Source organism: Acinetobacter higginsii, from assembly GCF_000369845.1.
In the GTDB taxonomy this organism is placed as follows: domain Bacteria; phylum Pseudomonadota; class Gammaproteobacteria; order Pseudomonadales; family Moraxellaceae; genus Acinetobacter; species Acinetobacter higginsii.
In genome coordinates this window covers 527,690-553,465 of sequence record NZ_KB850215.1, presented here as the reverse complement: position 1 = coordinate 553,465, position 25,776 = coordinate 527,690, and the positions used below count along the sequence as shown (strand labels likewise).

Genomic DNA, 25,776 nt, shown 5'->3' with positions numbered 1-25,776 from the left:
TTTCCTTAAAACAATCTTAAAACAAATGTTATCTTTTGTTGTTAATGATAAGTATTATCACTATACTTTGTGCTGTTTTTAAGCATTTGTTCTTTTTTTCTCGTCCAGCTTTGGAACTCTAGTTATGAGTAAATTTAATTTGCACCCCCTTTCATTTGCACTCCTTGGGGCAATGACCACATCCGCTTTTGCAGATACAACGACAGCATCTGAAAATACCAACACACATCAACTTGCAACTATTGTGGTATCTGCTGCTGGATTTGAACAAGATATTAAAAATGCACCCGCTTCAATCAGCGTTGTCACAAAAGAAGATATTGAAAAGAAAAATGCAACCAGCATTGCTGATCTACTTGCAGATGTGCCTGGTATCGACATCCGAGATGGTATTGGGAAAACATCGGGTTTAAATATTAAGATGCGTGGCCTAGGGAGTGAATATAGCCTCATTCTAATTGATGGTCGTCGTCAAACCACCTCGTCAGATGTCACCCCAAATGGTTTTGGTGAGTCTGCGAATGGTTTCTTACCCCCATTAGCTTCAATCGAACGAATTGAAGTGATTCGTGGACCAATGGCAACACGTTATGGTTCAGAAGCGATGGGTGGTGTAATTAACATTATTACCAAGAAAATTAGTGATGAATGGAATGGCAATGTCACCGTTAGTGGCAATGTGATGGAACATGGCGGAGAAGCCGACTCATGGAAAACCAGTGTTGTGGTCAATGGTCCGATTATTCAGGATAAACTAGGCGTACAGTTGCGTGGTTCTTATTTAGATCGTCAAAAATCTGAACGCATTCCCGGGACTTCTGGCCGTGATCCACGCCCAAGTGAAGCAGACATCTATGATGTAGGTGGTAAATTATCATTTAAATTAAATGAGCAAAATAATTTCTGGGTCGATGGTTTCCACTCAAGCCAAACCTATAAGAATGATGATAACCGTCTAGGCACACTTGATACGCCAGCCCGTGCCAACGGTTATAAAGATGAATTAGAGTTTAAACGTGATCAAATTGCGGTCGGTCATAACGGTGATTATAGCTTTGGTCAATGGAACTCTTATGTCAGCCAAACTAAAACAGAGACCGTTGGGCGTACCATTCCGCGTAATACATTCCCGGGTAATGCTTCAGCTGGTCAGGATCGTACTTTAAAAAATACGGATTTCGTCGCCGACTCACATGTGGTGATGCCAATTGCAGATCATAAACTCACCGTTGGTGCTGAATATAAAGAGGCAAAAATTGCAGATGATATTGCAGGTATTGGCGCAACATTTAAAAAAGACTCTTTCTCTATCTATGCAGAAGATGAATGGCGCATCCTAGACAATCTCGGCTTTACGCTTGGTGGTCGCTATGAAGACCATTCTGGTTTTGGTGGTCAATTTAGCCCGCGCGCCTACCTCGTTTGGAATGCAACTGACGACCTTACGTTTAAAGGTGGAGTGAGCACAGGTTATAAAGCCCCCTCCGCAAAAGATCTTCACAATGGCATTGTGAGTATTAGTGGACAAGGCACCACTTTTAACGTTGGTTCTCCTAATCTAAAACCTGAGGAGTCAACCAACTATGAACTCGGCTTCAACTATAACAACGGCAATCTAGATCTGAGTACGACCACGTTTTTTACCAAAATTAAAAACCGGATTACTGAGGGTTCAGCCTTACAGAACTGTTTCTCCACAAATAATCCTAATCAGCCGGGTTGTGTGAGTTATGGTTCACATATCACTCAGGATGCTTTTGCACAAAAAATCAATGCCGATGAAGCTGAAACCAAAGGTGTTGAGCTCAGCTTGAAATACAGCATTATTCCTGAATGGGATATTAAAGCTGCATATACTTATATGGAAACCGAAATTACCAAGGGTAAGAATAAAGGTTCATATCTAAGTAATGTCCCTAAAAATGCCTTGAACATGACCTCAACTTGGCATATCAATGATGCCTTTGATGTGTGGTTACAGCATGAATATAAGTCAGAACGTAAACGCTATGATATCGCGCAAACTACAGGTGACGATGCTCTTATTTACAATGCGACTAACAATAAGTTGAAGGGTTATAACCTATTCAACTTAGGTGCAAGCTATAGTGTCAATGATCAATTGCGCTTCAATGGTGCAGTGAATAACCTGCTTGACAAAGATTTCACTAGCAATGGCTCTTATATTGATGCCAATGGAAATCCAGCCTCTTATTATGACTATATGGTGATTGGCTCTGGAATGTCAGGCACTTACCTTGCAGGTCGTAACTTCTGGTTATCTGTGTCATATGACTTCTAAGTGTTAACCAACCTAACAAGTATAAAAAACCTGCATTAATGCAGGTTTTTTTATTCACCACAATCACGCTATTCTTAGCAGTAAACACCTTGGTAACTATTTACTAGGTCTCTAAAGCATCCGAGCGTCAAGGATAGAAATTTTGGGTAATATTCTCCCTATTTTCTCTAGCAATACTTTTTTCTCTTTAGCTATTCAAAATAACGAACTGATATTCAAAAGTTTTCAAAAGTTAAATGAAGAAACTGCAACATCTAAATTAAAAGTCAAACCTTAAAAAACAATCGTTTTTTTAGATTAAATAAAAAAATCAACAAATTAACAACATTATTGAACAATTAAGGATGAAAAATTATTTAAGTTTCCATTGTAATAATTAGAAACAATTGAAAAAAACAATCCAAAACAAATGAATATAGAAATGACAATGATTATCCTTTGCATAAATTTTTACACTGTTAGGCGTGTCCCATGTCTTTTATTAAATCACGGAAGAAGCTCGTTTCTTCTGCAATTGCATCTTCACTCTCAGTAATTGCAGTACCAGCGATTGCACAAGATCAGGCAGTTCAGCTTCCAACAATTCATGCTCAAGCTGAAAAAGAACAAAGTCTAAAAGTAGATAAGTCTGCGAACAGCAAATTTGTTGCCCCTCTTCTGGACACACCAAAATCAGTTTCTGTGATTTCAAAACAACTGATTGAAGATACCAAGGTTACGACTTTAAGTGATGCCCTTCGTACAGTTCCTGGTATTACATTAGGCGCAGGTGAAGGTGGTAACCCAAACGGTGACCGTCCGTTTATTCGTGGTTATAGCTCTGAAAGCTCAATGTATGTAGATGGCATTCGTAACGCTTCTTCTCAAAACCGTGAAATGTTTGCGGTTGAACAAGTTGAAGTATCAAAAGGTTCTTCATCTTCTTTAGGTGGCGGTGGTTCTGTTGGCGGTAACGTCAACCTTATTTCTAAAGTTGCTAAAAAAGGTGACTCTTTAGAAGGGTCTGTACAAGGCGGTACAGATGACTACCAACGTATTACCCTTGACGGTAACAAAGATTTTGGTAATGGGATTGCTGCTCGTGTTGTTGTTATGGGACACCATAATAATAAAGCGGGTCAAGGCGATGACGGTGCAGAATATAAGCGTGCAGGTATCGCTCCAAGCATTACTTTTGGCCTAGATACAGCGACGCGTGCAACTTTAAGTTATTACTACTTAAAGACAGACGATACACCTGATGCTGGTGTTCCTTATAACAATCCAAATAACTTTGCTGCAGGTTCAGGAAAACCAATTGATGTTAAAAAAGGCATCTATTATGGTTGGAAAGATCGTGATTTCCAAAGACAAGAAAACCAAGTTGGTACTTTTAAGTTAGAACATGACTTAGCAGAAAACTTAACTTTAAGTAATACAGCTGTCTATAACAAATCTAAAAATGACTATGTATGGACTCAACCAGACGACAGTCAAGGTAACTTCCTTAACCCGACGACGGGTCAATTGAAGGATACTGGTATCTGGCGTCGTGCAAATACCCGTATTACCGACACAGATACATTCACTGATCAACTTGCGTTAACAGGTAAATTTAATACAGGTGCATTCAAACACAGCTTTAATGTTGGTGCTGAATATAGTAAAGCTGAATCAGATAAAGGTAGCTATACCATTACTGATCCAAATACCAAAGCAATTGGCGGTGCAGTTGCTAACGGCGCGTGTAGCTTAGGTTTAGCTGCATCTAATGGTTGGTGTACATCAACATTTAATCCAAATTCAAATGATCGTTTCTTAGGAACAGTGACTGCGAACAAGGCTGTTACAACCACGACATCTGAATCGACTTCCGTTTATGCGCTCGATAATATCGAAATTACACCACAATGGTTACTCGACTTAGGTGTGCGTTGGGATAAATTTGATACTGAGCTAAAAACCAATGCGACTGGTGTTAAATTAGAAAATAATACGGACTTCTTTAGTTACCAAGCTGGCTTAACATTTAAACCTGCTGAAAACGGCAGTATTTATGCAAGCTTTGCGACTTCTGCAAACCCAGTCGGTATTGATGCAGGTGATGGCTCTGAAACTGCGGTGAATGCAAACAACCGTGATCTAGATCCAGAAAAAGCACGTACTTTTGAAATTGGTACAAAATGGGATTTATTCAACAATAAACTCAATGCAACTGCTGCAATTTTCCGTACAGAGAAGCAAAACACGCGTATCCAACTTGATCCAACTACGTATACCAACGGTGGTGATAGTAAAGTTGACGGTATTGAGCTTGGCTTAAATGGTTATATCACTGATAAATGGGCTGTTAGCGCAGGTTATACGTATTTAGACAGTGAAAATACCAACCCAGGTCCTAGCTGTAGCCGTGCTGGTGTTTGTACTCCTGAAAATGCAGCGAAAGGTAAGCAATTACCAAACGTTCCAAAGAACTCTGCTACTTTATGGACAACTTATAAAGTATTACCACAAGTTACCCTTGGTGCTGGTGCAGTTGCGATGGACAAAGTCTATGGGAATGCAACTAATACTAAATGGGTTCCAGGCTATGTACGCTACGATGCCATGGCAAAATATGACGTAAATAAAAACGTGAACTTACAGCTTAATGTAAATAACTTGTCTGATACACGTTACTTTACCAAGGCGTATGCCTCTCACTATGCATCAGAAGCGGAAGGTCGTAGTGCGGTATTGTCTGTAAACTTTAAGTACTAATCCCATCAATAAAACCCATAATATATTTATGGATTTTATTTGAAAAATAGCCTCATAATGAGGCTATTTTTTATCATTCATTGTTTTCACAAAGGTAGTTATCGTGATCCATCATATTCCTAATGTATTAAGCAAAGAACAAGTTCAGTACTTTCGCGAAGAAATGGATAAAATCGAATGGGCCAATGGAAAAGTTACGGCAGGTACTCTGTCTGCTACCGTGAAAAATAATCAGCAACTGCCTGAAGACCATCCTTTAACTCACCATCTCAGTAACATCATTTTAGAAGAACTGGGTAAACACCCTCTTTTTCTTTCGGCAGCTTTACCACTGGATATTATCCCCCCGCTTTTCAATCGTTATGAAAATCAGGAATCTTTTGGATTCCATGTTGATAATTCAATCCGTCGAATTCGTGGCACGAAAGAACGCTTACGCACCGATTTATCTTGCACTTTGTTTTTATCAGAACCTGATGAATATGAAGGTGGTGAGTTGGTCATCGAAGATACCTATGGTTATCACGAAGCCAAATTACCCGCGGGCGATATGGTGCTCTACCCTTCATCTAGTCTGCATGAAGTGACCGCGATCAGCAGTGGGTGTCGAACGGCTTCATTCTTTTGGGTACAAAGCATGATCCGTGATGATGCTGAACGTAATATGTTATTTACACTGGATCAGACGATCCAAAACCTGCGTATGCAGCTTGGTGATACTCATCAAGAAGTAATTAAAATGACCAATCTTTATCACAACCTCATGCGAAAATGGGCTGAACTATAATTCATACACTTTTCAAAGCTTAGAGATAAAAACAATCTTTTTATCTCTAATTGATAAAATTACGGGAAATTTTTCCCATTAAAATTTAAATAGTGCAAAAAACAGGGAAATATTTCCCATTCATTCAAATTAAAATGTTTTATAGACCTTTGCAGTCGTCTGTATTTTCGCCTAGACTGAATATCGTTAGATGATTAATATAACTGCAAAATTAAATACCCAATATGAATGGTAGATGATGAAAACAAATCGCGGCTTTACCCACCCGTCTCATACAACACATCTCGCGGCACTTCTCCTGATGCTGCGCCTCGCGCGCGTATAAATTTTTCGCCTACATTTTTAGGCGCTCGATCCCCGAATTCGCTTTAAATTAATTCTTATAGACACCATATATATCTGTAGCACGTTGCCTTTTATTTGACTCAGCAACCATGCTACGACAAGGAGTTTTCTCATGATGTTGGCTGACCCAAGCAAAAAATACCGCCGTATGTATCAACGAGTGGATTTACCAGATCGTCAATGGCCGAATAATGAAATCAATCAAGCGCCGATTTGGATGAGTACCGACCTTCGTGACGGTAACCAAGCGATTTTTGAACCGATGGATATGGATCAAAAATTAAAAATGTTCCACATGTTGGTTAAAATCGGCTTTAAGCACATCGAAATTGGCTTTCCATCAGCATCTCAAATTGACTTCGATTTTACTCGTAAATTGATTGAAGAAAATTTGATTCCTGACGATGTGTATATCGAAGTTTTGGTGCAAGCACGTGATCATTTGATTGAACGTACCTTCGAAGCGTTGGTTGATGCAAAGCGTGCCATTGTGCATATCTATAATTCAAACTCTCCAACCTTCCGTCAGAAAGTCTTGAATGTCGATGCCAATGGCTCAAAACAACTTGCTATTAATGCGGCAAGCAAAGTCAAAGAATATGCAGCGCAATACCCTGCTACAGACTGGATTTTCCAGTACAGCCCAGAATGTTTCTCTGCAACAGAATTAGAAGTTGCCAAAGATGTCTGCGATGCTGTGACTGAAATCTGGGAAGCTTCACCAACCAATAAAGTCATCTTAAACTTACCTGCAACCGTGGAAGTGTCTACACCGAATGTCTATGCCGATCAAATCGAATGGATGCACCGTAACTTGGCGCGTCGTGATGGTGTGATTATCTCAGTACATTGTCACAATGACCGTGGTTGTGGTATCGCAGCCTCTGAATTGGCAATTATGGCGGGTGCTGACCGTGTTGAAGGTTGTGTGTTTGGTAATGGTGAACGTACTGGTAATGTGGACGTTGCTGCGATTGCCTTGAACATGTATACCCAAGGCGTTGCACCAAACTTAGACTTCTCAAATATCAATGAAATCATTGCAACAGTTGAAGAATGTACAGGTTTACCTGTTCATCCTCGCCATCCATATGCAGGTGATTTAGTCTTTACCGCGTTCTCTGGTTCCCACCAAGATGCGATTAAAAAAGGCTTTGAATTCCAGAAAAACGAAGAAATCTGGGATATGCCATACTTGCCAATCGATCCGAAAGACTTGGGTCGTGACTACGACGCAGTAATTCGTGTCAACAGCCAATCAGGTAAAGGCGGTATCGCTTACTTATTGGAATCGAACTACAACGTTGCCTTGCCACGTCGTGTTCAAATCGAATTCAGTCAGATCGTACAGCAACATACCGATGAAAATGGTACAGAAATCAGTGCGCATGAAATCTGGAGCTTATTTGAAAACACCTATGTCGATGTGAAGAACAGCCATTATCAAACCAAACATTATCAATTGTCGGATATCAATGGTACACAAATCATTGAATTAGACGTTGAAATTGACGGTGAAATTCAGCGTCTCCGCGGAGAAGGTAATGGTCCGATCTCAGCCATGTTGAATGCCTTGCAGTTACCAATTGATGTGGTGAACTATGAAGAGCGCAGTATCAGTTCAGGTGCCAATGCCAAAGCACTTGCCTTGATTGAGCTTCAAGTGAAAGGCACAGGTAAGAGCGCATTTGGTGCGGGTGTACATGACAACATTGTAACTTCATCAATCGAAGCCATCATTGCATGTACCAATCGTTTAATTGAACAAGGGGTATTAACCACCGATCAAGTGGCTGCAGCAGCCGTTTAGATAAGTGAAATATCACATAATCGTCAGTAAAGCTGAGTTGTAATATCAGAAAAAATGACTTTTGAAAGGATACCTGAATTGGTATCCTTTTATTATTAATGATTTATTATAGGGCGAATCATTCCAGTGTCTTTTCCATCGGATTCAGTGGGTTTAGTCACACCACAAAAGTTTCAATTTGAACAACCCTTAGAACTTGAATGTGGCCGTGTATTGCCACGTTTCGATTTAATGGTTGAAACCTATGGAACCCTCAATGCAGATCAATCCAATGCCATTCTGATTTGCCATGCGCTGTCAGGACATCACCATGCTGCAGGCTATCATCATGAAGATGATAAGAAGGCAGGCTGGTGGGACAGCTGTATTGGCCCTGGAAAAGCGATTGATACCAATCACTTCTTTGTTGTTTCCTTAAATAATATCGGTGGATGCAGTGGTTCAACTGGCCCGACTTCACCGAATCCAGAAAATGAAAATCGCCCCTATGGTCCTGACTTTCCATTAGTCACGGTGCGTGACTGGGTCAAAACTCAAGCCATGTTATCTGACCGTTTAGGCGTTAAAGTTTGGTATTCTGTGATTGGCGGCTCTCTGGGCGGCATGCAAGCCTTACAATGGTCTTTGGATTATCCAGACCGATTACAAAAATGCGCCATCATCGCCAGCGCACCAAAATTATCAGCCCAAAATATTGCCTTCAACGAAGTTGCACGCCAATCAATTCTATCTGATCCTGATTTCCATCATGGACGTTATCTAGAAAATGACAGTTATCCAAAACGTGGTTTGATTTTGGCGCGTATGGTGGGTCATATCACCTACTTGTCAGAAGAAGCCATGAAACAGAAATTTGGTCGCGATTTAAAATCGGGCAAATTTATGTATGGTTTTGATGTCGAATTCCAAGTGGAAAGCTATTTGCGTTACCAAGGTGAACAATTTAGCCGCAATTTCGATGCAAATACTTACTTGATTATGACCAAGGCCTTGGATTATTTTGACCCTTCGCGTGAATATGAACATTCTTTGACGAAGGCAATGAGTCAACCGAAGTGCCAATTTTTGGTGATTTCATTTACTACAGACTGGCGCTTTAGTCCAAGCCGTTCTCAAGAACTGGTGGATGCTTTGATTGATAATCATAAGCCTGTCAGCTACTTAGATATTGATGCTGAACAAGGTCATGACTCGTTCTTATTTCCTATTCCACTGTATGTAAAAACGCTACGCGCATTTTTAGGTGGAGAACAACAGTTGCAATCGACATCGCAGGAGCAGCACTAATGCGTATAGATCAACGACTCGCCGAAAAATGGATTAACCCGAACTCTAGCGTGCTAGACTTAGGCTGTGGTGATGGTGAATTGCTGGCTCATATGAGCAAACAGCACAATATTCGTGCCTATGGTCTAGAAATTGATCAAGAAAAGATTGCAATTGCCATCAGTCGGGGGTTAAATATTATCCAACAGGACTTAAACCTCGGTTTAAGCCGTTTTGCCGACCAGTCTTTTGACTCTGTGGTTATGGCACAAGCTTTGCAAGCTGTAGATGCACCAGATGTATTACTTCGTGATATGGTGCGTGTCGGCAAACAGGCCATTATTACTTTTCCAAATTTTGCATATTGGAAGACACGTTCTTTTCTTGCATTGAAAGGGAAAATGCCTGTTTCGGAAGCTTTACCGTATATGTGGTATAACACCCCGAATATTCATTTATGTACTTTCCGTGACTTTGAAGCCTTATGTGCTGAGAATCGGATTAAAATTATTAATCGACTTGCCGTTAATGGTGACCAACAAGGTAGTGTGCTCAGTAAGCATATGCCGAACCTATTTGGTGAAGTCGCAATTTATCGAGTGAGCGCTCTATGAAAAAGACATTAATCAGCACATTTTTATTTGGTCTGATCAGTATACAAGCGCACGCTGACTATGTTGCTCAACCTCAATCGGTTGCAACACAGGCAGCGCGATATTCAGTGATGGGTATCAATGAACTACAAAGCGCAGCAAAATCTGGTCAAGCTGGGGCACAGTTTTACTTAGCAACCCGTTACCAGTTTGGTAAAGATGTTGCTAAAGATGAAAAACAAGCATTTTCTTTATTCAAAGCAGCAGCAGATCAAGGTTTATCTGCAGCACAATTGAATGTTGGCCGTATGTATGCCGATGGTATTGGTGTAAAGAAAGACGATGCTTTAGCGCGTAAATATTTCGAGAAAGCAGCAAGCAATGGTGACAACCGTGCCAGCTTCAATCTTGCGATGATGGAAGAGCAGAAGAAAAACTTTGTTGGTGCTTATCAGTGGTATGAGCTTTCAACCCGTGATGGTATGTTAGATACCAAAGTGATCAGTCTTTCTGAAGGTAAGAAAACAGCATTGGCTGCAAACTTAACTCAAGATCAGATTCGTACTGCACGTGACCGTGCTGATAAATGGATTCAAGCACAATAATCTTGTTTAGATCTATTGAGTGATATAAAAACCGACTTGTGAAAGTCGGTTTTTTATTATATTGATAACATTCATATTTAATTAAGTTTATTCAATGAGCGATATAGAAAAGGCGATATTCAAAGCAAAACTAGAATTGGAAACAATAACACTAGAAGAAATCCAAAGGTGGGCAATTGAGACATTAGAAAAAGATTCATCGAATGATTTAGCTTTAGAAATATGCTTTCTATCAACACCAGAACAAGTTAGAACCTATTTTAATCAATTATCCCGAAGTCTATTTAATACAGATTTAACAAAGGAATCAGTCAATAACCTCTTAAAAGATTATATTGAAAAACATCTAGAGTTAGTCAAAAGCCAAGAGCTCCTATTTCCTTTTCTTCAGAAGCTCTTGGCTTTATCTAAGGCTGTAGAGAATGAAGATCTTTTTGAGTTATTAAATTACTATGATGACCAGTTCTACTTAAGTTTTGAAGGATATACGCCTTCTGAACCAGATACTGTATTTAAAGATTTCATAAACGATTTAAAAGATTTCTTATCTACACAGAGTTAAAGATATGGAAAAAAGCAATTCCTCTTAACTTTTAGAATACGATAATTCAGCACTACCTAATTCAATAAAAACCCCCTAAAATTCCACTCAATCTAAACTGATCTGAAACTGATATGTCTACCCAACCATGGCTCAACCAAGGCAGCCTTGTCCTTGCAAGTAATAACAAAGGCAAAGTAGTCGAATTTGAACATCTGTTTCAACAACTTGATCTTCCTGTCGAGATTATTCCTCAAGGTAAACTCGATATTGAAGATGCGATTGAAGACGGTCTCAGCTTTGTTGAAAATGCCATTATCAAAGCACGTCATGCATCTAAGCTTTCAGGTAAACCTGCGCTAGCAGATGACTCTGGACTATGTGTTCCGATCTTAGGTGGTGCACCAGGCATCTACTCGGCACGCTATGCAGGTGAACATGGTCATGATGCTGCCAACAATCAGAAACTATTGGCTGATCTTGCGCCTTTGCGTAAGAAAGGTGAAATCATTGAAGGGATGTTTGTGTGTGTACTCGCACTGGTCACGCATGCAGAAGATCCTCTCCCACAAATTTTCCAAGGCATCTGGAAAGGTGCGATTTTAGAAGCAGCTCGTGGTGAAAATGGTTTCGGTTATGACCCTTTATTCTGGCTGCCTGAACTCAATGTTTCGAGTGCTGAACTGAGCAAAGCTGAGAAAAATAAAATTAGCCATCGTGGTCAAGCGATGCAGCTGTTTAAAGCCAGTCTGGTTTAAAACATAAAAATGCCCTCCTAGATGAGGGCATTTTTTATATGCAGCAATAGACCATAGATCACAATCACCACACAGCTCATGATGGTTCCCGCAGCAATATAGCGGGCTGACACACCTGTACCTTGATAATGGGTTTCCAAAGCAACAATATTGGCAGCAGGAGGTAAACAAAATAAGAAAAACAGTACAGGAAGCAATGATTCAATCTTCGGAATCGTAATAAAATAATAGGTTGATGTACAGATCACCACACCACACAAGAGCTTGAACATTAAAGTGCGAGTACTCAGCCACAAATCAGCCATATGTACACGGGTATGTCTCAGCCACATTCCCAAAATACACATGCCCGCAAAGCTCATCCCAAATTTGGCAATATCATACAGCCCTTCTACAACCCCATTACCCTGCAAATGATGAGCCCCCAATAACCATAGAATCAAGGCTGCAAACAAGGCCAAGACCGGTGGTGACTTGAGAACTTTATGCAGTGTTGCAACGTAATTAGTCTGCCCTTCTGAAACCGCAGCAACTGCCCAAATATTGCCAAACAGTGAACCCCCGATATATAGCGCGATCATAGCCCCACTGACCTGCTCTCCAAATAAGGCGATGGCAAATGGAAAACCTAACCAACCAATATTGCTATAACTCATACAGAGCGCTTGTAGGCGATCCTTTGAGAAGTGGAAAAAACCATAAAATAAAATAATCGATGTAATAAAACTAAATCCCATCAATGCAAAGCTACCTGCCTGATAAAACACCATGTTGTAGATGATCACCACAGGAATAAATAAGCGTGCCAATAATGAAGATAAGATTTTCTTCGCCTGTTCCGCGACTTTGAATTGAGCAAGCAACAGCCCGAAAATAAAGGCACTGATGGGGAGAATAAAGGTCATGTCGATCTGTTTTTATCATGTCTTGATATGCTGCATATGCTAGCACTATTTACCATTGGGTAAATGCGCTGTCTTAAAACTGCAATATAAGTGTCACATCTTTGTCATGCCAAGCTGTTGAGATATATCCAAAGTTTTATAGGAATAGAATGATGGCTGGTTTATCAATTTGGCATGTACTGATTTTTGCAATTGTGGTGATTCTACTGTTTGGTACATCGAAGCTAAAAAACCTCGGTAAAGATGTTGGCGGTGCAGTCAAAGACTTCAAAAAATCAATGAAAGAAGAAGAAGCTGCGACACCTTTAAATGAACCTCGTACCATTGATGCTCAAGTTAAAAATACTGAAAGCTCAGTAAAAAGCTAAGCGAGCACGATTATGCTGAATTTGGGAATGACCGAGATCTTTTGCTTTGCCGTGATTGCATTGCTGGTGCTCGGTCCTGATAAATTGCCAGAAGCTGCACGATTCGTAGCGAAATGGTATGGAAAAATTAAAAAGTTTATCAACAACATTCAGAACGAAATTGATCGAGAATTACGCCTTTCTGAGTTCCGCGAAGAAATGCAAAAAGAAATTGATAAAATCACTGAACTTGAACGCAGGATGCAACAACAGTTAGACGCGCTTAAAAATACACAAACGTCTTCTGAAGTTGAAGAAGCAAAAACTGAGACTAAAGCCCCAATCATCTATACGCTTTTTTCTCAGCAAACGACCATTCCTTTCAGTCTTGAATATCAAAAGCAGTTACCTTTCAAACCTGAGCCGAAGCTACCGACTCAACAGTTTGATACAGAATTAAAGATTGCCGTATGAGCCAATTACCATCGACTTCAGTCACTACTGATGAACCCTTACAGCAAATGCCTGTGATGCAGCATTTGATTGTGCTGCGCCAATATCTATTTAAGATTGTTGGGGTAACGATTTTTCTTTTCTTCTGCTTATTGCCTTTTAGAAATACCACCTATCAATGGCTGTCTGAGCCATTAAGACAACAGCTGCCTGCAACCTCGACCATGATTGCAACCGATGTCACTGCAACATTTATGGCACCGTTTAAGCTGAATTTATTTGTCGCGTTTATGCTGGCAATGCCCTATATCATTTATCAGATCTGGTCATTCATCAAACCAGCACTTTATGAAAAAGAACGTCATTTGGCCATTCCCCTCTTATTAGGCAGTATTGTGCTGTTCTATTTAGGGGTAGCATTTGCTTATTTCATTACCTTACCTGCGATTTTACATTTCTTTATTAGTGTTTCCCCAGAAACAGTTGCACCAATGACAGACATCAACAGCTATCTAAGCTTCTGTCTAAAATTATTCTTGGTGTTCGGTTTTACCTTTGAAATCCCAATTATTACTTTAGTTTTGATTTTAATTGGCGTGGTCAGCACCCAAACACTGATCGAAAAGCGTCGCTTCATCGTAGTCGGGTGTTTCTTTGTCGCGATGTTTGTGACGCCACCCGATGCCTTATCGATGATCATGCTGGCAGTTCCGATGTGGATGTTATTTGAGCTCGGCCTGCTATTTGGAAAAATACTGGAAAAAAGAAAAGCATCTACTTAACTTGAATACTTGACAAATCTCCGAAAACTACCGGGGATTTTTTTATTACAACCCTATATTTATTAATTAGTTATAAAATCAAATTTGTCTTTAAACTGCCTTCAAACTGTCAGAAAACTGTCATCTCCGCTACATAGAATCTATCAGGATTTATTTATCATATATTACAGATACGGATTTACTATGACAGCCAATACCAATCAGCCAAGTCGTCGTGATATTTTAAAATGGTTCGCGGGTGTTCCGTTTTTACCACTAGGGGCAATGGGCACAGCAGCAGCTTTAACGGGTTGCAATGATGACAACGATAATAACGTTGTTACACCACCAGCAAAACTGGTTAAATTTAAAAATGCCAAATTTACACCTATGGCTGCTCCATCAACCACAGCAGAAATGGCCACTACTTCTGTTAAATCAAGTTTAACAGTGACTTGGGAAGACAATACCAGCACTGAATATAAATTAGGTTATCAAGAATTTTTCCGCACAGGTATGGAAGTTGACAATATCAACGGCGGCAAAATTATCGCAGGTAGCTATTACGACATTAATAACAAAGCGATCAGAGATACATCGGTGGCAGGTCAAGAACGTCAATTCTTCTCTGACTGTCCAGATGGCTCTTCAATGATTCATCTCAAAGATGCAAAAGTTGACGGCGTCAATAACCCTGTGTTCCATGTGGTTCAGTTCGAATACACCACACAAAACTTGGCCAAACAAAGTATGTATGGTCAGTTGCCATCTCCTATTGCCGTATTGACTTTAGATCAAGATCAGAAAACCGGACATCTTGCATTGAAAAAATACTTCAATGTCGACATGTCTAAAGTTCATGGCCTATGGATTACTTGTGGTGCTAGCCTTTCACCTTGGAATACACACCTTTCAAGTGAAGAATATGAACCAGATGCCTTTGATCAAATCGGTAGTACCTTAGCAACATTAAGAGCCTACAGTAAAAATCTATATGGCAATGAAAATACGGCCAATGTCTATAACTATGGTCATTTACCAGAAATCATTCTGGATGGTAAAGGTCGTGGTACTGCAGTTAAGCACTATTGCTTAGGCCGTATTTCACATGAGCTGATTCAAGTGATGCCAGACAACCGTAGCGTGATCATGGGTGATGACTATACCAACGGTGGTTTCTTTATGTTTGTTGCAGATAAAGAAAAAGATTTATCTGCGGGAACACTATACGTTGCAAAGTACACTGCTGAGTTGAATGAAACTTCTACAGCACCAATTAAATGGATCAAACTGGGTCATACCGATAGTAAAACCATTGAAGACTTAGTCAATGTTCGCGGCATTAAAGCTGAAAATATTATGGAGAGCTTAACCACGGCACCTGCAGACTTAACGGGTTATACGCAGATTGTATTGGATAAGAAAACACTCTGGATCAAGTTAAAAGAAGCCAATAATGGTTTCAGCAAAGCAGAAATCGAATTAGCTGCTGCCTTCCTCGAAACGCACCGTTATGCAGCCCTTAAAGGCGGTAGTATGGCATTCACCAAGATGGAAGGAACTACCGTTAATATTAAGGATAAGGTTGCTTATTCTGCACTTGCCAATATTCAAGACTCGATGATCGAAGGTAAATCAGGTTGGGTTGCTGCACACAATGTTAAATTCAAGAGCACATTGAAAGCTGGTGGTGTACTTGCGCATGACTTGAAAGGCAGTCAAGTTGACCACTTAAACAATGTGATCAATAGTGAGTGGACGCCTTACCAAAGCCATATGGTTCTTATGGGCAAAGACATTCCAGTAGATAGCTTGGGCAATACGGCTGATCCAAATAACATTGCAAGCCCAGACAACCTAAAATTCTCTGAAACTTTACGTACTTTGTTCATCGGTGAAGATAGTGGTAACCATACCAATAACTTCCTTTGGGCTTATAACGTTGAGACCAAGTCTTTAGACCGAATTCTGTCTACACCAGCAGGTGCAGAATCTACTGGTCTACATGCAGTTGACTCAGTGAATGGTTGGACCTATATCATGAGCAACTTCCAACATGCGGGTGATAGCTCAAGCCTTCCAGCTGAATTAAAAGCAAAAGTATTAGCCAACTACAATGGTGGTTATAGTGCAAGTGTCGGCTATATCACCGCTGACCCAGTCGGACCATCGATTGAGAAGAAAGCTTAAATTTAAGCGTTCAGCTTAAAAAGCAAATGCCGACATCATGTCGGCATTTGCTTATCTCAATCCATCACAATCCAATCATTCGGCTAGCGCTGGTGTTGATGTAAAAATAATAGAAAAGTAGGCTCATTGTGTTCAAAGATTGAAATAGCAACGGTCACAGAGCAGATCTATTTTTCTGATAAAAAAGCCCCTTTAAAAAAAGGAGCTCAATTCAGCCAATCCAACTTTATGCAATTAATCACCAAAGTCTGAATAATCTTTGCTGGTAAATTTACTGTAGCTTTTCCAAGGTTCTGCAATATTGACCTGTTGGATATTGGCTTTCAGAATGTCATAGCGCAAACCATCTAGACTGCGCACTTCAACCCGTTTGGCAATGTTATTGCGATTATCCCATTCAATATTCATTTTATTTTTCTTATTCTGGCTTTCATACCAAGTGCTGTTGCTGTCTTTTTTCTTGACGGTCATTCCCTTTAAACTTTTAGGGTCTATCAAAAAATAGACACAGTTCCAACAGTTGCTGAGCCCTAACATATCGACATCCGCATCTTGCAAATGGACGACAGTTTTATCTTCCATCAGCACCAAATTGAGTTTGGGCTGTTTTTTCTGATCAATAAAATAATGCTGGGCTGCTTCAGCCAAATCTAAATGTTTATGTCCACCCTTTTCATGTCCATGTTGGTGATGTTTAGGCAGTACACGTTCAATCCAAATATTCTGAGTATTACGATACATGCGTTCCTGAAACACACTGGTACGTGTCACTCCATCATTGCCAATGGTTTGGGTCTCACGGGTAATATTGGCACTTAATACTGGAGCCGCATGCAAAGACGTCATTCCCAAGCTCAGTAATACCGCACTCATCACTAGACGCATGTTATTTCCTACATAAAAAAACCTCAGTCATAGTGACTGAGGTTGTTTGCAATATGATGAAAATCTTCAATAAAGCGTTTATTTAAAACCAAAGACTTCTTTTAATTTACTGAATACCCATGCATTTTCACGTGTACCTTTAAACACTTGTGAACCTGCACCCTCAGCAAATAACAGCACATCACCACCACCATGTGTTTCAGAACCAGGATTACCGAGTTTAACGCCGACTTGTTGCAAATAATCATCTGCCGCCGCTTCATCATCAGTAATATCAATACGTGACGTTGGACGTGGTCCACCACCATTACCAAACACCAAAGTGGTTGAGGTTCTACCATTGACATCCAGATTCGGTGCATGCTTTTTACCATCAGCCAATACACGCGTGCGAGCATCGGTCGCTTTGGCTTCTTGATAACTATAACTCAAACCTAAAATACCTGGATTAGTAGTCGTCGTTTTTCCAGTACGCGCGGTATAGCCATTAAAGGTCATGGTATGGTCGTGGTCAGCCGTAACAACGATCAGGGTATTCTTTAATTCAGGATCGGTTTTCTTGATTTTATCCAATGCCGTCTTAATCGCATTATCAAAAGCAATGGTGTCTTGCAATGCGCGTTTGGCATTGGTGCCGTGTAAAGCATGGTCAATACGTCCACCTTCCACCATCAAGAAAAAGCCTTTGCCCGCAGTATCTTGTGCTTGTAGCAGGTCAATTGATTTCGCGGTCATTTCAGCCAAACTTGGTTGGTTTGGCGCTGTTCTCGTGCGATCCAAATCATATTCCAGATGTGAAGTGGCAGAGTAAAGACCGATGTATTTTTTATTCAATGGTGCTGCATCCATCTCTGCTTTGGTCGCACCAACAGTGTAGTTTTTGGCTTTTAATTCATTCAATAGGTTACGCCCATCAATACGCCCCTTCTTGTTATCAACTGCATTATAAGGGGTGAAATGATTGCGCCCGCCACCCATCAATACATCAACGCCATCTAACAGTTTAGTGTTATAACCTGCTCCGCCAGGAATGATCTGACGTGCAATCTCAAACTGTGCATTACGATTACATACATGAGAGAAGGTCGCAGCAGGTGTTGCGTGAGTCAATTCTGTGGTGGTAATCGCGCCCACTTTTTTGCCATTGGCTTTAGCAAGTTCTAGAATCGTTTCTGCAGGGCTGCCCGCAGCGACACTCGAACCTGGTGTTGGGCAATTATTAATGGCATTGGATATCGTGTTTTTTCCATCTGTCCACGTACCTGGTTCAACCGCGACCGTTCCCGGTGTCATTCCAATCACTTCATTACGGGTTTTCTTGCCCGTCATATAAGCCGCCATTGACGGCGCGCTATCGGTAGTTTGACCATCTTCTGAATAAGTCTTGATGCGTACGGTACGGCGTAAAGTGTCCATGGTTAACTTACCAGATTCGCCATAACCATAAATACGGCTGGCCGTGACGGTGGTTGGCCCCATACCATCGCCTAGAAAGAAAATGATATTTTTGGCTTCACCCGCTGCCTGTACACCCGTACTTGCCGCAACTAATGCAACAGTTAAAGCAGAAGCTTTCATAGCGAACTGACCTAATTTAAATTGTTTTAACATCATCGTTCTCCAGTCTGTTGTTATTTATCTAGGCCAATGGCTTTACGAACTAAGTTAAATACTTCGATATTTTCGAGGCTGCCATGGAAATTGTCTGAGCCGACACCAATTGCACCCAAGAAGACATCGGTACCGCCATGTGTTTCACTATCCGCCAAACCAGTTTGCACCACGGCTTCCTGTTGGAAATCATCTGCAGCCGTACCTGTACACCAACCTTCTTTATCAATGTCCGTTCCACGACTATCGGTATATTTACCTGCTGGGCCTGCGACTGGATTACAGGTATCGTTATCCACTAACTTACCACGTGCTTCAAGACGGTTATCATCTAGGCGCTTTTTACCAGTACCAAAGCCAATAATTGGATACGGTGTTCCATTTTCATCAGTCGCATAGCCAGCTTTGTTATAATTTTTAACCAAGCCTAGTACACTTGTCTCTGCACCTTTTACATATTTACCGGTACGTTTCGCATAACCATTCAAGACCATGGTGTGGTCATGGTCAGCAGTCACCACGATCAAAGTATTCTTAAGCTCTGGATCTGTTTTTTTGACTTTATCAATCGCTGCTTTGATCGCATTATCAAAAGCAACGGTATCTTGTAAGGCACGTTTTGCATTGGTGTCATGCAAAGCATGGTCAATACGTCCGCCTTCAACCATCAAGAAGAAGCTTTTGTTTTTCGCTTGTAAGACATCAATCGCCTTGGTGGTCATATCAGCAAGACTTGGCTCATCAATTTTCTTATTGGTACGATCCAAGTCATAGTTCATATGGCTGGCATTGAATAAGCCCAATAATTTCTTGGTTTTGCTTGGATCAATTTTGATTAAATCACTTCCGCTTGAAACAAAGCTATAGCCCTGATCTTGCATTTCTTTGACCAGATCACGACCATCAGCCCGTTTACCACCCGATACCGTCGTTGGTTTAAACTGGCGCAAGCCACCACCCAAGACCACATCCACACCATCGTTTAATTTAGTGTTATACGCACCCCATCCTGTTCCCTTACCTGCTGGAACCAATTGTGCTGCAATATCGTTCTCAGCATCACGATGGCACACATGCGCATAGGTCGTAGCAGGTGTTGCATGGGTAATACGGGTTGTGGTGACAAGCCCAGTGCCCATGCCTTGCGCTTTAGCAAGTTCAAGCAATGTTTCTGCTGGTTTCTTGCCTTTATTGGCTGCAACATCGTCACAGGTACTGGTACCATCTGCTTTCGGTGGGGATGCGATGGTGCCTGTCTGCATGGAAATGACTTCATTATTCATTTTCACGCCTGTCATATAGGCTGCCATAGATGGCGCACTGTCTGTCACTTGACCATCTTCTGAAAAGGTACGAACAAATGCGGTTTCTGGCAGCGTATCAATGGTCAAATCACCATCCTCGCCAACAGAGTAAATACGCGATGCAGTTAAGGTGGTAATCCCCATACCATCGCCTAAAAAGAAAATTACATTTTTTGCAGTTGGTGTTTTTGGTACTTCTGTTTCGTCATTATTATCACTATTGTTACAAGCAGTCATTCCAGCTGATAAGACTGCCATTAAACTGACCGCCAATAGCTTTTTGGAAAAGCTCGTCTTCGATAAGAACATAGAATATCCCCAGATGTATTGTTTGGACGTAACTTGATTGGCTACACCATAACAATGCTGGGTGACCCTTTTATGTCACCTTGATGACAGTATTATTTCATCTTGTTGTTTTATATAGATAATTATGTTATAACATATCAACTTAAAGATTCAAATTGACGTGTAGATCAATCACCTGTCCCTGCTGTTCTCCCTGTTGAGATTTCTCTAGCCATTGCCATTCGGCGTCCGTCAATCTTAAAAAATTAGAGCATCGTGTCCCATAAATTGGACTTTGAATAAAGGTGGACGACAATAAGGCTTCCATCTCTGGATTGATTCCCGTATCGGGTAACAGATTGGCGATGACTTTACGCTCATCTTCCAAAATATCCCAAGCGGCGGCATCGATTGCGGATTCTGCAATTTGTGGTTGCTGCAACATCGGTAAAAACTCTTGAGTAAAGCGTTTACGCAAATGTCTGGTTTTCTGCCAATCTTCTGACATTAATCCATTTGAGACCACATAAACGCCATTGGCAAGCACTTGTGGGGCTTCACCTCGGTTACTCATATAAACGGCTTGCTCAGTATCTCCAACAAACAAATTAAAGCCCGCATACTCCTGTTGCTGTTGTTCCAATTGCTGAGCAAAACGAATCGGGGCTAAATCACTTTCCAAAAAAGATTGAATCAGATGCCCGCGAGAAGTCGTATAACTTTTTTGATCGCGGCCATTACGGAAATTGGTGACAATCGCCCAACGTCCTGATGCTGTCACGCCCATCCACGTCCCGCCAGACTGCAAGTCCTGTCCTGCCACAATGCTGCTGTTTTGCCATGCATGCAAGGCAGCACTTGGTCGATGATAAAACTCATCCCGATTTGAAATTAAACACAGCGGCATTTCATCCAACACCTGCCATGCAAAAGCGACAATACACATAAGCCCTTTTTCTCCCACGTTTTGGGACATTGATCTTTCACATTGAATGTACAACATTTTTCACATCATTCCGCTACAATCTGCTCAAAATATAAAATTGAGGAGCAGCGATGCTGACCTATCCAAATATTGATCCAGTTGCGCTGAGCTTAGGACCAGTGAAAGTGCACTGGTACGGGCTGATGTATCTTCTGGCTTTTCTATGCGCATGGGGTTTAGCATCGTATCGCGCTAAACAACGTGATGGCTGGACAGGCGACATGGTGTCAGATCTGGTCTTCTACGGCGCGTTAGGTGTTGTGCTCGGTGGTCGTGTCGGCTATGTGTTGTTCTACGAATTTGGTAAATTTTTAGAAAATCCATTGTGGTTATTCCAAGTCTGGACTGGTGGCATGAGCTTCCACGGCGGCTTCCTTGGTGTGATGATTGCGATGCTGTTTTGGTGTAAAAAATACCAAAAAACATGGTTCCAAACCTTGGACTTTATTGCACCCTGCGTACCAACAGGCTTAATGTTTGGCCGCTTTGGTAACTTTATTGGCGGTGAACTATATGGCCGCCCAGTACAAGACCCAAGCTATCCTTTTGGAATGATTTTCCCAACAGATCCACTCGGTTTGGTGCGCCATCCCTCACAAATCTATCAAGCCCTCTGTGAAGGTTTGATCCTCTTTATCGTATTGTGGTGGTTTAGTTCTAAACCTCGTCCGCGTATGGCCGTTTCAGCTCTATTCCTTGTCGGCTATGGTATTGCTCGCTTCTTTATGGAATTCTTCCGCGAACCCGATGCAGACCAAGGCTACATTTTATTTGGCTGGATGACCAAAGGTCAGATTCTCAGCTTCCCAATGATTATTATTGGTCTGTGGATGATCTGGTACGCTTACCGTAAAAATATCTATGACTGGCAGTTAAAGAAATAATAAAAATGGGAGCGAATGCTCCCTTTTTTAGGCCAATAATTTAAGCTATTTATCAATCTTTCAGAAACAGCGTATATTGATTCTATTCCATTCAGGAGAGAGTCAATGCAGCAACAACGTCAGCATCTCGCCCATTTTAAAGTGCATGAGCTGGTTCTTAGCCTCTCTCCCCTACAGTTCAATCAGCAGCTGGTCAGCCAAATCGAAAAATCACTTGGACTCAGTTTCATCAACGACAATGAGCTACATCGGGTGTGTTTCGCCAACCAAAACAACGAATTACAAGATGCTTATAAACAGGTGTTTAGCCCCGTTGATCTACTGGATTATCTCTATGCAAGTTTAATCGCAGATCAGCAACGTGCAGAAAAACTACAGCTCCTGAATCCTGCTTTAGCCCCGATTCCCTACCCAACTGACAATCTTACTTTCTGGAGAATGGTTGCAACTGGGCAGCAATATCGACTTTCGCTGAGTTAAAATTTTCCAGCCAACGCTTTCACCACTTCCCCTAAACGCTTGCCTTGTGCTTCACACAAGATTTTCTCATCTTGACTTAAGCTCTGATCATGACGTGGGCCACTGACATGACTGGCACCATACGGTGTTCCACCGGTTTTGGTATTGGACAAGGCTGGAATCGAATTGGGTAGTCCCATAATTAGCATGCCATGATGAAACAACGGCGGTAACATCGTTAGCAATGTACTTTCCTGCCCACCATGCATGGAACCAGAAGATGTAAACACACAAGCAGGCTTATGATGCAAAGCACCATTCAGCCATAGGCTGGTGGTTTGATCCCAAAAGTATTTCATCTCACTGGCCATATTGCCGAAACGCGTTGGCGAACCCAAGGCCAAACCCGAACAATGGCTAAGATCTTCTAAAGTGCAATAAATGTCGCCATCTGCTGGAATACTTGGTGCCGCTTCAGTCACAACAGTGGCTAAATTCGGCACGGTACGAATGCGTGCCGTCACACCTACAGCTTCAATTCCATCGGCAATCAGATGCGCCATTTGCTTGGTTGAACCGTATTTACTGTAATAAAGAACAAGAACGTAAGGTTGCATCACTTTCAAGAATTTTGTTAAAAAGGACACTATACGACATTTTTTACTTTTTGAGCTGTAGTAAATCCTGTGATTAGACAGGATTTTTATTAAAAATAACTAGGATAGAACCCATGATCTTAAATCGTTATCTAAAAAAACTGCCTTTTTTAGAGGAAACATGGTTTCAATTTATTGTATTTGTGTTACGACGTTTTGAAGCAGATCGCTGTCGGGAACAAGCAGGTGGTTTAACCTACACCACCCTGTTTGCAGTGGTGCCGATGCTGACGGTTTTTTTAGTAATTATCTCCTCGATTAAAGCTTTAGAACCCGCTAGACAGCAACTACAACAGTTGATCTATAGTAACTTTCTACCGAAAAGCACCATTGCTTTTGACAAGGCCCTCAATGCCTTTACCGAAAAATCCAGTAACCTGACCATCATTGGTGTGCTGTTTCTATTTGTCACCACCGTGCTGATGCTGACCTCGATTGAAAATGTATTTAACCGAATTTGGCGGGTGAAAGAAACCCGAACAGGCTTGGTCGGTTTTATGCGTTACTGGACCATTATTTCATTGGGGCCAATTGTTTTGGGCAGTGCCTTTGTCCTGTCTTCGACCGTCGCATCAATCAATGTACTCAGTAATAACTTTGCGGGTTATCAACTCGATGGTTCTTTTATTCTGTGGTTGATTTCATTTTTATTAACCATTGTCGGTTTCTTTATTTTATATTGGACCATTCCCAATCGTATTGTTCCTGTTTTTTCTGCCTTCATTGCAGCCTGCTTTAGTGCCACCATCTTTGAAATTTTGAAGCGTTTTTTTGGTTGGGTAATGAGTAACTTTACCAGCTATGAAATCGTGTATGGCGCCTTTGCAGCGGTACCGATTTTCCTGCTATGGATTTATTTATCTTGGAACATTATCTTATTGGGAGTCGAAATCAGTTATGCACTCACCGCCTTCCATTCAGGTAAAGAACAAAAGCGTCATCCGATATTAATGATGCTGGATATTCTGGAATTATTTTATAAAAAACAGCAAATCGGACAGAGTGTCAGTGAAAAAGAGCTGTTAAATATTATTGGTCGAGGTGAACTCGGTCGCTTACCGTCTTTTATCTTGCAACTGGAAGCCCAAAACCTGATTATGCGCACGGATAAAGACGAATATGTGTTGGTCCGTAATCTGGCTCAGGTGGATTTCTGGAGCTTCTTCACTGCTCTGCCTTATCCACTACCGTTACGTCCCGATGTTGAGCATATCCATCAGGATGATGAATGGATGGAGCGACTCGGGCCTTCGTTGGTTGAAAGTAATGATTACTTAGCAGCCAAGCTTTCCATTCCACTGTCCACCCTGTTTGAACAGAAGTAAGCAAAAAGACCTCTTTCGAGGTCTTTTTTATTTCCTTAACCAGCCCTGTAAACTCACCACTACAATGCCAAGCAAAACTAATGCAGAACCAATCACAAAATTCAGTTCAATTTTTTCACCCAATAACCACACCCCAAAAGCCATCCCGAATAAAGGAGTCAGGAAGGAAAAGACGCCTAGGCGGGAAGCTAAATAATTTCGTAGCAACCAGAACCATGCCAAGAAACTAGCAAAAGAAACCACCAAGGTATGAAAGGCTAAACTACCCATCACCAATGGAGTGAAATGAATCGTGGCCTGCCCAAGAACCAGAGCCGCGCCAAACAACAGCACAAAACTACCCGCCAATTGATAAAACAGCGTTTGAGTCACCGCAGCTTGCGCCAGTGAGGATAAACGTACGGTAATGGTAGTTGCAGCCCAAGCAATACTTCCCGCCAAAGCCAGTAAATCCCCCCACAACATCTGTCGATCCGCAATCGATGCTCCTGAGGTCGTACGTAAGAACGTCACCACGATCCCTAAAAAGGCAATCCCGATGCCGCTCCATTGCAGCAGACTGAGACGCTCTGAAGGGAGCTTCCAATGTAAGCCCAAGGCGACAAAAATCGGTGCGGTGTACAGCAGCACCACAGCATGTGAAGCCGAAGTTAGCTGTAAAGCTTGTGCCAATAAAAAGAATTCCAGAGAAAATAGAAAAGCAACCAGTGCACCCGCTTTTAAATTCTGGCGATTAAAAAGCTGACTGGTTTTATCAAAGTAAAGTAAGGGTAAAAGCAGTATGGCGGCAAGGCCCGAACGCAACGCGATTTGCATTAAGGGCGAAATATCAGGAGCTGCCATTTTTAAAATGACTTGTTGTAGTCCCCAGATCATACACAGTACGATCATCAGACCCGATGCCGTTGCATCTAATGCTTTACGCTCATCCATTGCGCGCTCCTGATTTTGTGGTTTGAGCACCAATATAAGACTGT

Annotated in this window: 23 protein-coding genes; 16 read left to right on the top strand and 7 right to left on the bottom strand. The window is 41.4% G+C overall.

The genetic code is table 11. The features are described 5' to 3' along the window. Positions 1 to 124 precede the first annotated feature (124 nt). The 9 genes from F885_RS07020 (at position 125) to rdgB (ending at position 11,746) form a co-directional block, all read left to right on the top strand. Entirely contained in the window at positions 125 to 2,302 is a 2,178-nt protein-coding gene (locus tag F885_RS07020) for a TonB-dependent receptor domain-containing protein (RefSeq protein ID WP_005318085.1), read from the top strand. 471 nt (positions 2,303 to 2,773) lie between these two features. Then, complete coding sequence (locus F885_RS07025) at positions 2,774 to 5,041, top strand: TonB-dependent receptor (protein WP_005318082.1); 2,268 nt, start codon at positions 2,774 to 2,776, stop codon at positions 5,039 to 5,041. A 103-nt stretch (positions 5,042 to 5,144) separates the two neighbouring features. Then, positions 5,145 to 5,828, top strand: a complete 684-nt coding sequence (locus F885_RS07030; RefSeq protein WP_005185091.1) for a Fe2+-dependent dioxygenase — start codon at positions 5,145 to 5,147, stop codon at positions 5,826 to 5,828. A gap of 457 nt (positions 5,829 to 6,285) precedes the next feature. Beyond that, positions 6,286 to 7,983 carry a 2-isopropylmalate synthase gene (gene leuA, locus F885_RS07035; protein ID WP_005318079.1) on the top strand — a complete coding sequence of 566 codons (1,698 nt, stop codon included), beginning with the start codon at positions 6,286 to 6,288 and terminating at the stop codon, positions 7,981 to 7,983. A 126-nt stretch (positions 7,984 to 8,109) separates the two neighbouring features. Then, positions 8,110 to 9,270 (top strand): homoserine O-succinyltransferase MetX, encoded by a 1,161-nt coding sequence (gene metX / locus F885_RS07040; protein WP_004804212.1) that lies wholly within the window; start codon positions 8,110 to 8,112, stop codon positions 9,268 to 9,270. Beyond that, positions 9,270 to 9,863, top strand: a complete 594-nt coding sequence (gene metW / locus F885_RS07045; RefSeq protein WP_004804210.1) for a methionine biosynthesis protein MetW — start codon at positions 9,270 to 9,272, stop codon at positions 9,861 to 9,863. Before metX ends, metW begins: the two co-directional genes overlap by 1 nt. Further along, complete coding sequence (locus F885_RS07050) at positions 9,860 to 10,447, top strand: tetratricopeptide repeat protein (protein ID WP_004804208.1); 588 nt, start codon at positions 9,860 to 9,862, stop codon at positions 10,445 to 10,447. The genes metW and F885_RS07050 overlap by 4 nt, the downstream gene beginning before the upstream one ends. A 94-nt stretch (positions 10,448 to 10,541) precedes the next feature. Then, positions 10,542 to 11,009 carry a hypothetical protein gene (locus tag F885_RS07055; RefSeq protein WP_005318076.1) on the top strand — a complete coding sequence of 156 codons (468 nt, stop codon included), beginning with the start codon at positions 10,542 to 10,544 and terminating at the stop codon, positions 11,007 to 11,009. A gap of 113 nt (positions 11,010 to 11,122) precedes the next feature. Then, a complete protein-coding gene (gene rdgB, locus F885_RS07060) occupies positions 11,123 to 11,746 on the top strand; it encodes an RdgB/HAM1 family non-canonical purine NTP pyrophosphatase (protein ID WP_005318072.1) in 624 nt (207 codons plus the stop codon). Positions 11,747 to 11,763: 17 nt separating this feature from the next. Here rdgB and F885_RS07065 read toward each other — a convergent pair whose 3' ends face one another. Next, complete coding sequence (locus F885_RS07065; RefSeq protein ID WP_005318070.1) at positions 11,764 to 12,651, bottom strand: AEC family transporter; 888 nt, start codon at positions 12,649 to 12,651, stop codon at positions 11,764 to 11,766. Positions 12,652 to 12,803: 152 nt separating this feature from the next. On the opposite strand from F885_RS07065, the gene tatA reads away from it, so the two are divergent. The 4 genes from tatA to F885_RS07085 all read left to right on the top strand — a co-directional run bounded on the left by tatA (position 12,804) and on the right by F885_RS07085 (position 16,402). Then, on the top strand, positions 12,804 to 13,019 hold the full coding sequence (gene tatA, locus F885_RS07070; protein ID WP_004678519.1) for a Sec-independent protein translocase subunit TatA: 216 nt from the start codon (positions 12,804 to 12,806) through the stop codon (positions 13,017 to 13,019). A gap of 12 nt (positions 13,020 to 13,031) precedes the next feature. Beyond that, entirely contained in the window at positions 13,032 to 13,472 is a 441-nt protein-coding gene (gene tatB / locus F885_RS07075; protein ID WP_005201127.1) for a Sec-independent protein translocase protein TatB, read from the top strand. Then, positions 13,469 to 14,233: a twin-arginine translocase subunit TatC gene (gene tatC, locus F885_RS07080; protein ID WP_005318067.1), complete on the top strand. Its 765-nt coding sequence runs from the start codon at positions 13,469 to 13,471 to the stop codon at positions 14,231 to 14,233. Before tatB ends, tatC begins: the two co-directional genes overlap by 4 nt. Positions 14,234 to 14,416: 183 nt before the next feature. Continuing rightward, on the top strand, positions 14,417 to 16,402 hold the full coding sequence (locus F885_RS07085; RefSeq protein WP_005318065.1) for a PhoX family protein: 1,986 nt from the start codon (positions 14,417 to 14,419) through the stop codon (positions 16,400 to 16,402). A gap of 234 nt (positions 16,403 to 16,636) precedes the next feature. On the opposite strand, the gene F885_RS07090 is transcribed toward F885_RS07085, so the two are convergent. The 4 genes from F885_RS07090 to F885_RS07105 form a co-directional block, all read right to left on the bottom strand. Beyond that, positions 16,637 to 17,287 (bottom strand): hypothetical protein, encoded by a 651-nt coding sequence (locus F885_RS07090; RefSeq protein ID WP_004657793.1) that lies wholly within the window; start codon positions 17,285 to 17,287, stop codon positions 16,637 to 16,639. Between the two features lie 78 nt (positions 17,288 to 17,365). Further along, positions 17,366 to 18,898, bottom strand: coding sequence for an alkaline phosphatase (locus F885_RS07095; RefSeq protein WP_005318061.1), 1,533 nt, complete (start codon positions 18,896 to 18,898; stop codon positions 17,366 to 17,368). Between the two features lie 20 nt (positions 18,899 to 18,918). Further along, positions 18,919 to 20,511, bottom strand: coding sequence for an alkaline phosphatase (locus F885_RS07100; protein ID WP_005318055.1), 1,593 nt, complete (start codon positions 20,509 to 20,511; stop codon positions 18,919 to 18,921). Positions 20,512 to 20,653: 142 nt separating this feature from the next. Beyond that, entirely contained in the window at positions 20,654 to 21,436 is a 783-nt protein-coding gene (locus F885_RS07105) for an NRDE family protein (RefSeq protein WP_005318053.1), read from the bottom strand. A gap of 110 nt (positions 21,437 to 21,546) precedes the next feature. Between F885_RS07105 and lgt the strand changes: the two genes are divergently transcribed. Together lgt and F885_RS07115 are read left to right on the top strand one after the other, a co-directional pair. Then, the gene (gene lgt / locus F885_RS07110) at positions 21,547 to 22,359 is read left to right on the top strand and encodes a prolipoprotein diacylglyceryl transferase (RefSeq protein WP_004657788.1); all 813 of its coding nucleotides are present in this window, start codon (positions 21,547 to 21,549) and stop codon (positions 22,357 to 22,359) included. A gap of 105 nt (positions 22,360 to 22,464) precedes the next feature. After that, the gene (locus F885_RS07115; protein ID WP_005318050.1) at positions 22,465 to 22,839 is read left to right on the top strand and encodes a hypothetical protein; all 375 of its coding nucleotides are present in this window, start codon (positions 22,465 to 22,467) and stop codon (positions 22,837 to 22,839) included. Here the strand turns inward: F885_RS07115 and wrbA are convergent. Beyond that, positions 22,836 to 23,435 carry an NAD(P)H:quinone oxidoreductase gene (gene wrbA, locus F885_RS07120; protein WP_004804181.1) on the bottom strand — a complete coding sequence of 200 codons (600 nt, stop codon included), beginning with the start codon at positions 23,433 to 23,435 and terminating at the stop codon, positions 22,836 to 22,838. The genes F885_RS07115 and wrbA overlap by 4 nt on opposite strands. A 113-nt stretch (positions 23,436 to 23,548) precedes the next feature. On the opposite strand from wrbA, the gene F885_RS07125 reads away from it, so the two are divergent. Then, positions 23,549 to 24,799: a YihY family inner membrane protein gene (locus F885_RS07125; RefSeq protein ID WP_004804178.1), complete on the top strand. Its 1,251-nt coding sequence runs from the start codon at positions 23,549 to 23,551 to the stop codon at positions 24,797 to 24,799. A gap of 27 nt (positions 24,800 to 24,826) precedes the next feature. Here the strand turns inward: F885_RS07125 and F885_RS07130 are convergent, their stop codons facing one another. Continuing rightward, positions 24,827 to 25,732 (bottom strand): DMT family transporter, encoded by a 906-nt coding sequence (locus tag F885_RS07130; protein ID WP_004804176.1) that lies wholly within the window; start codon positions 25,730 to 25,732, stop codon positions 24,827 to 24,829. Positions 25,733 to 25,776 lie beyond the last annotated feature (44 nt).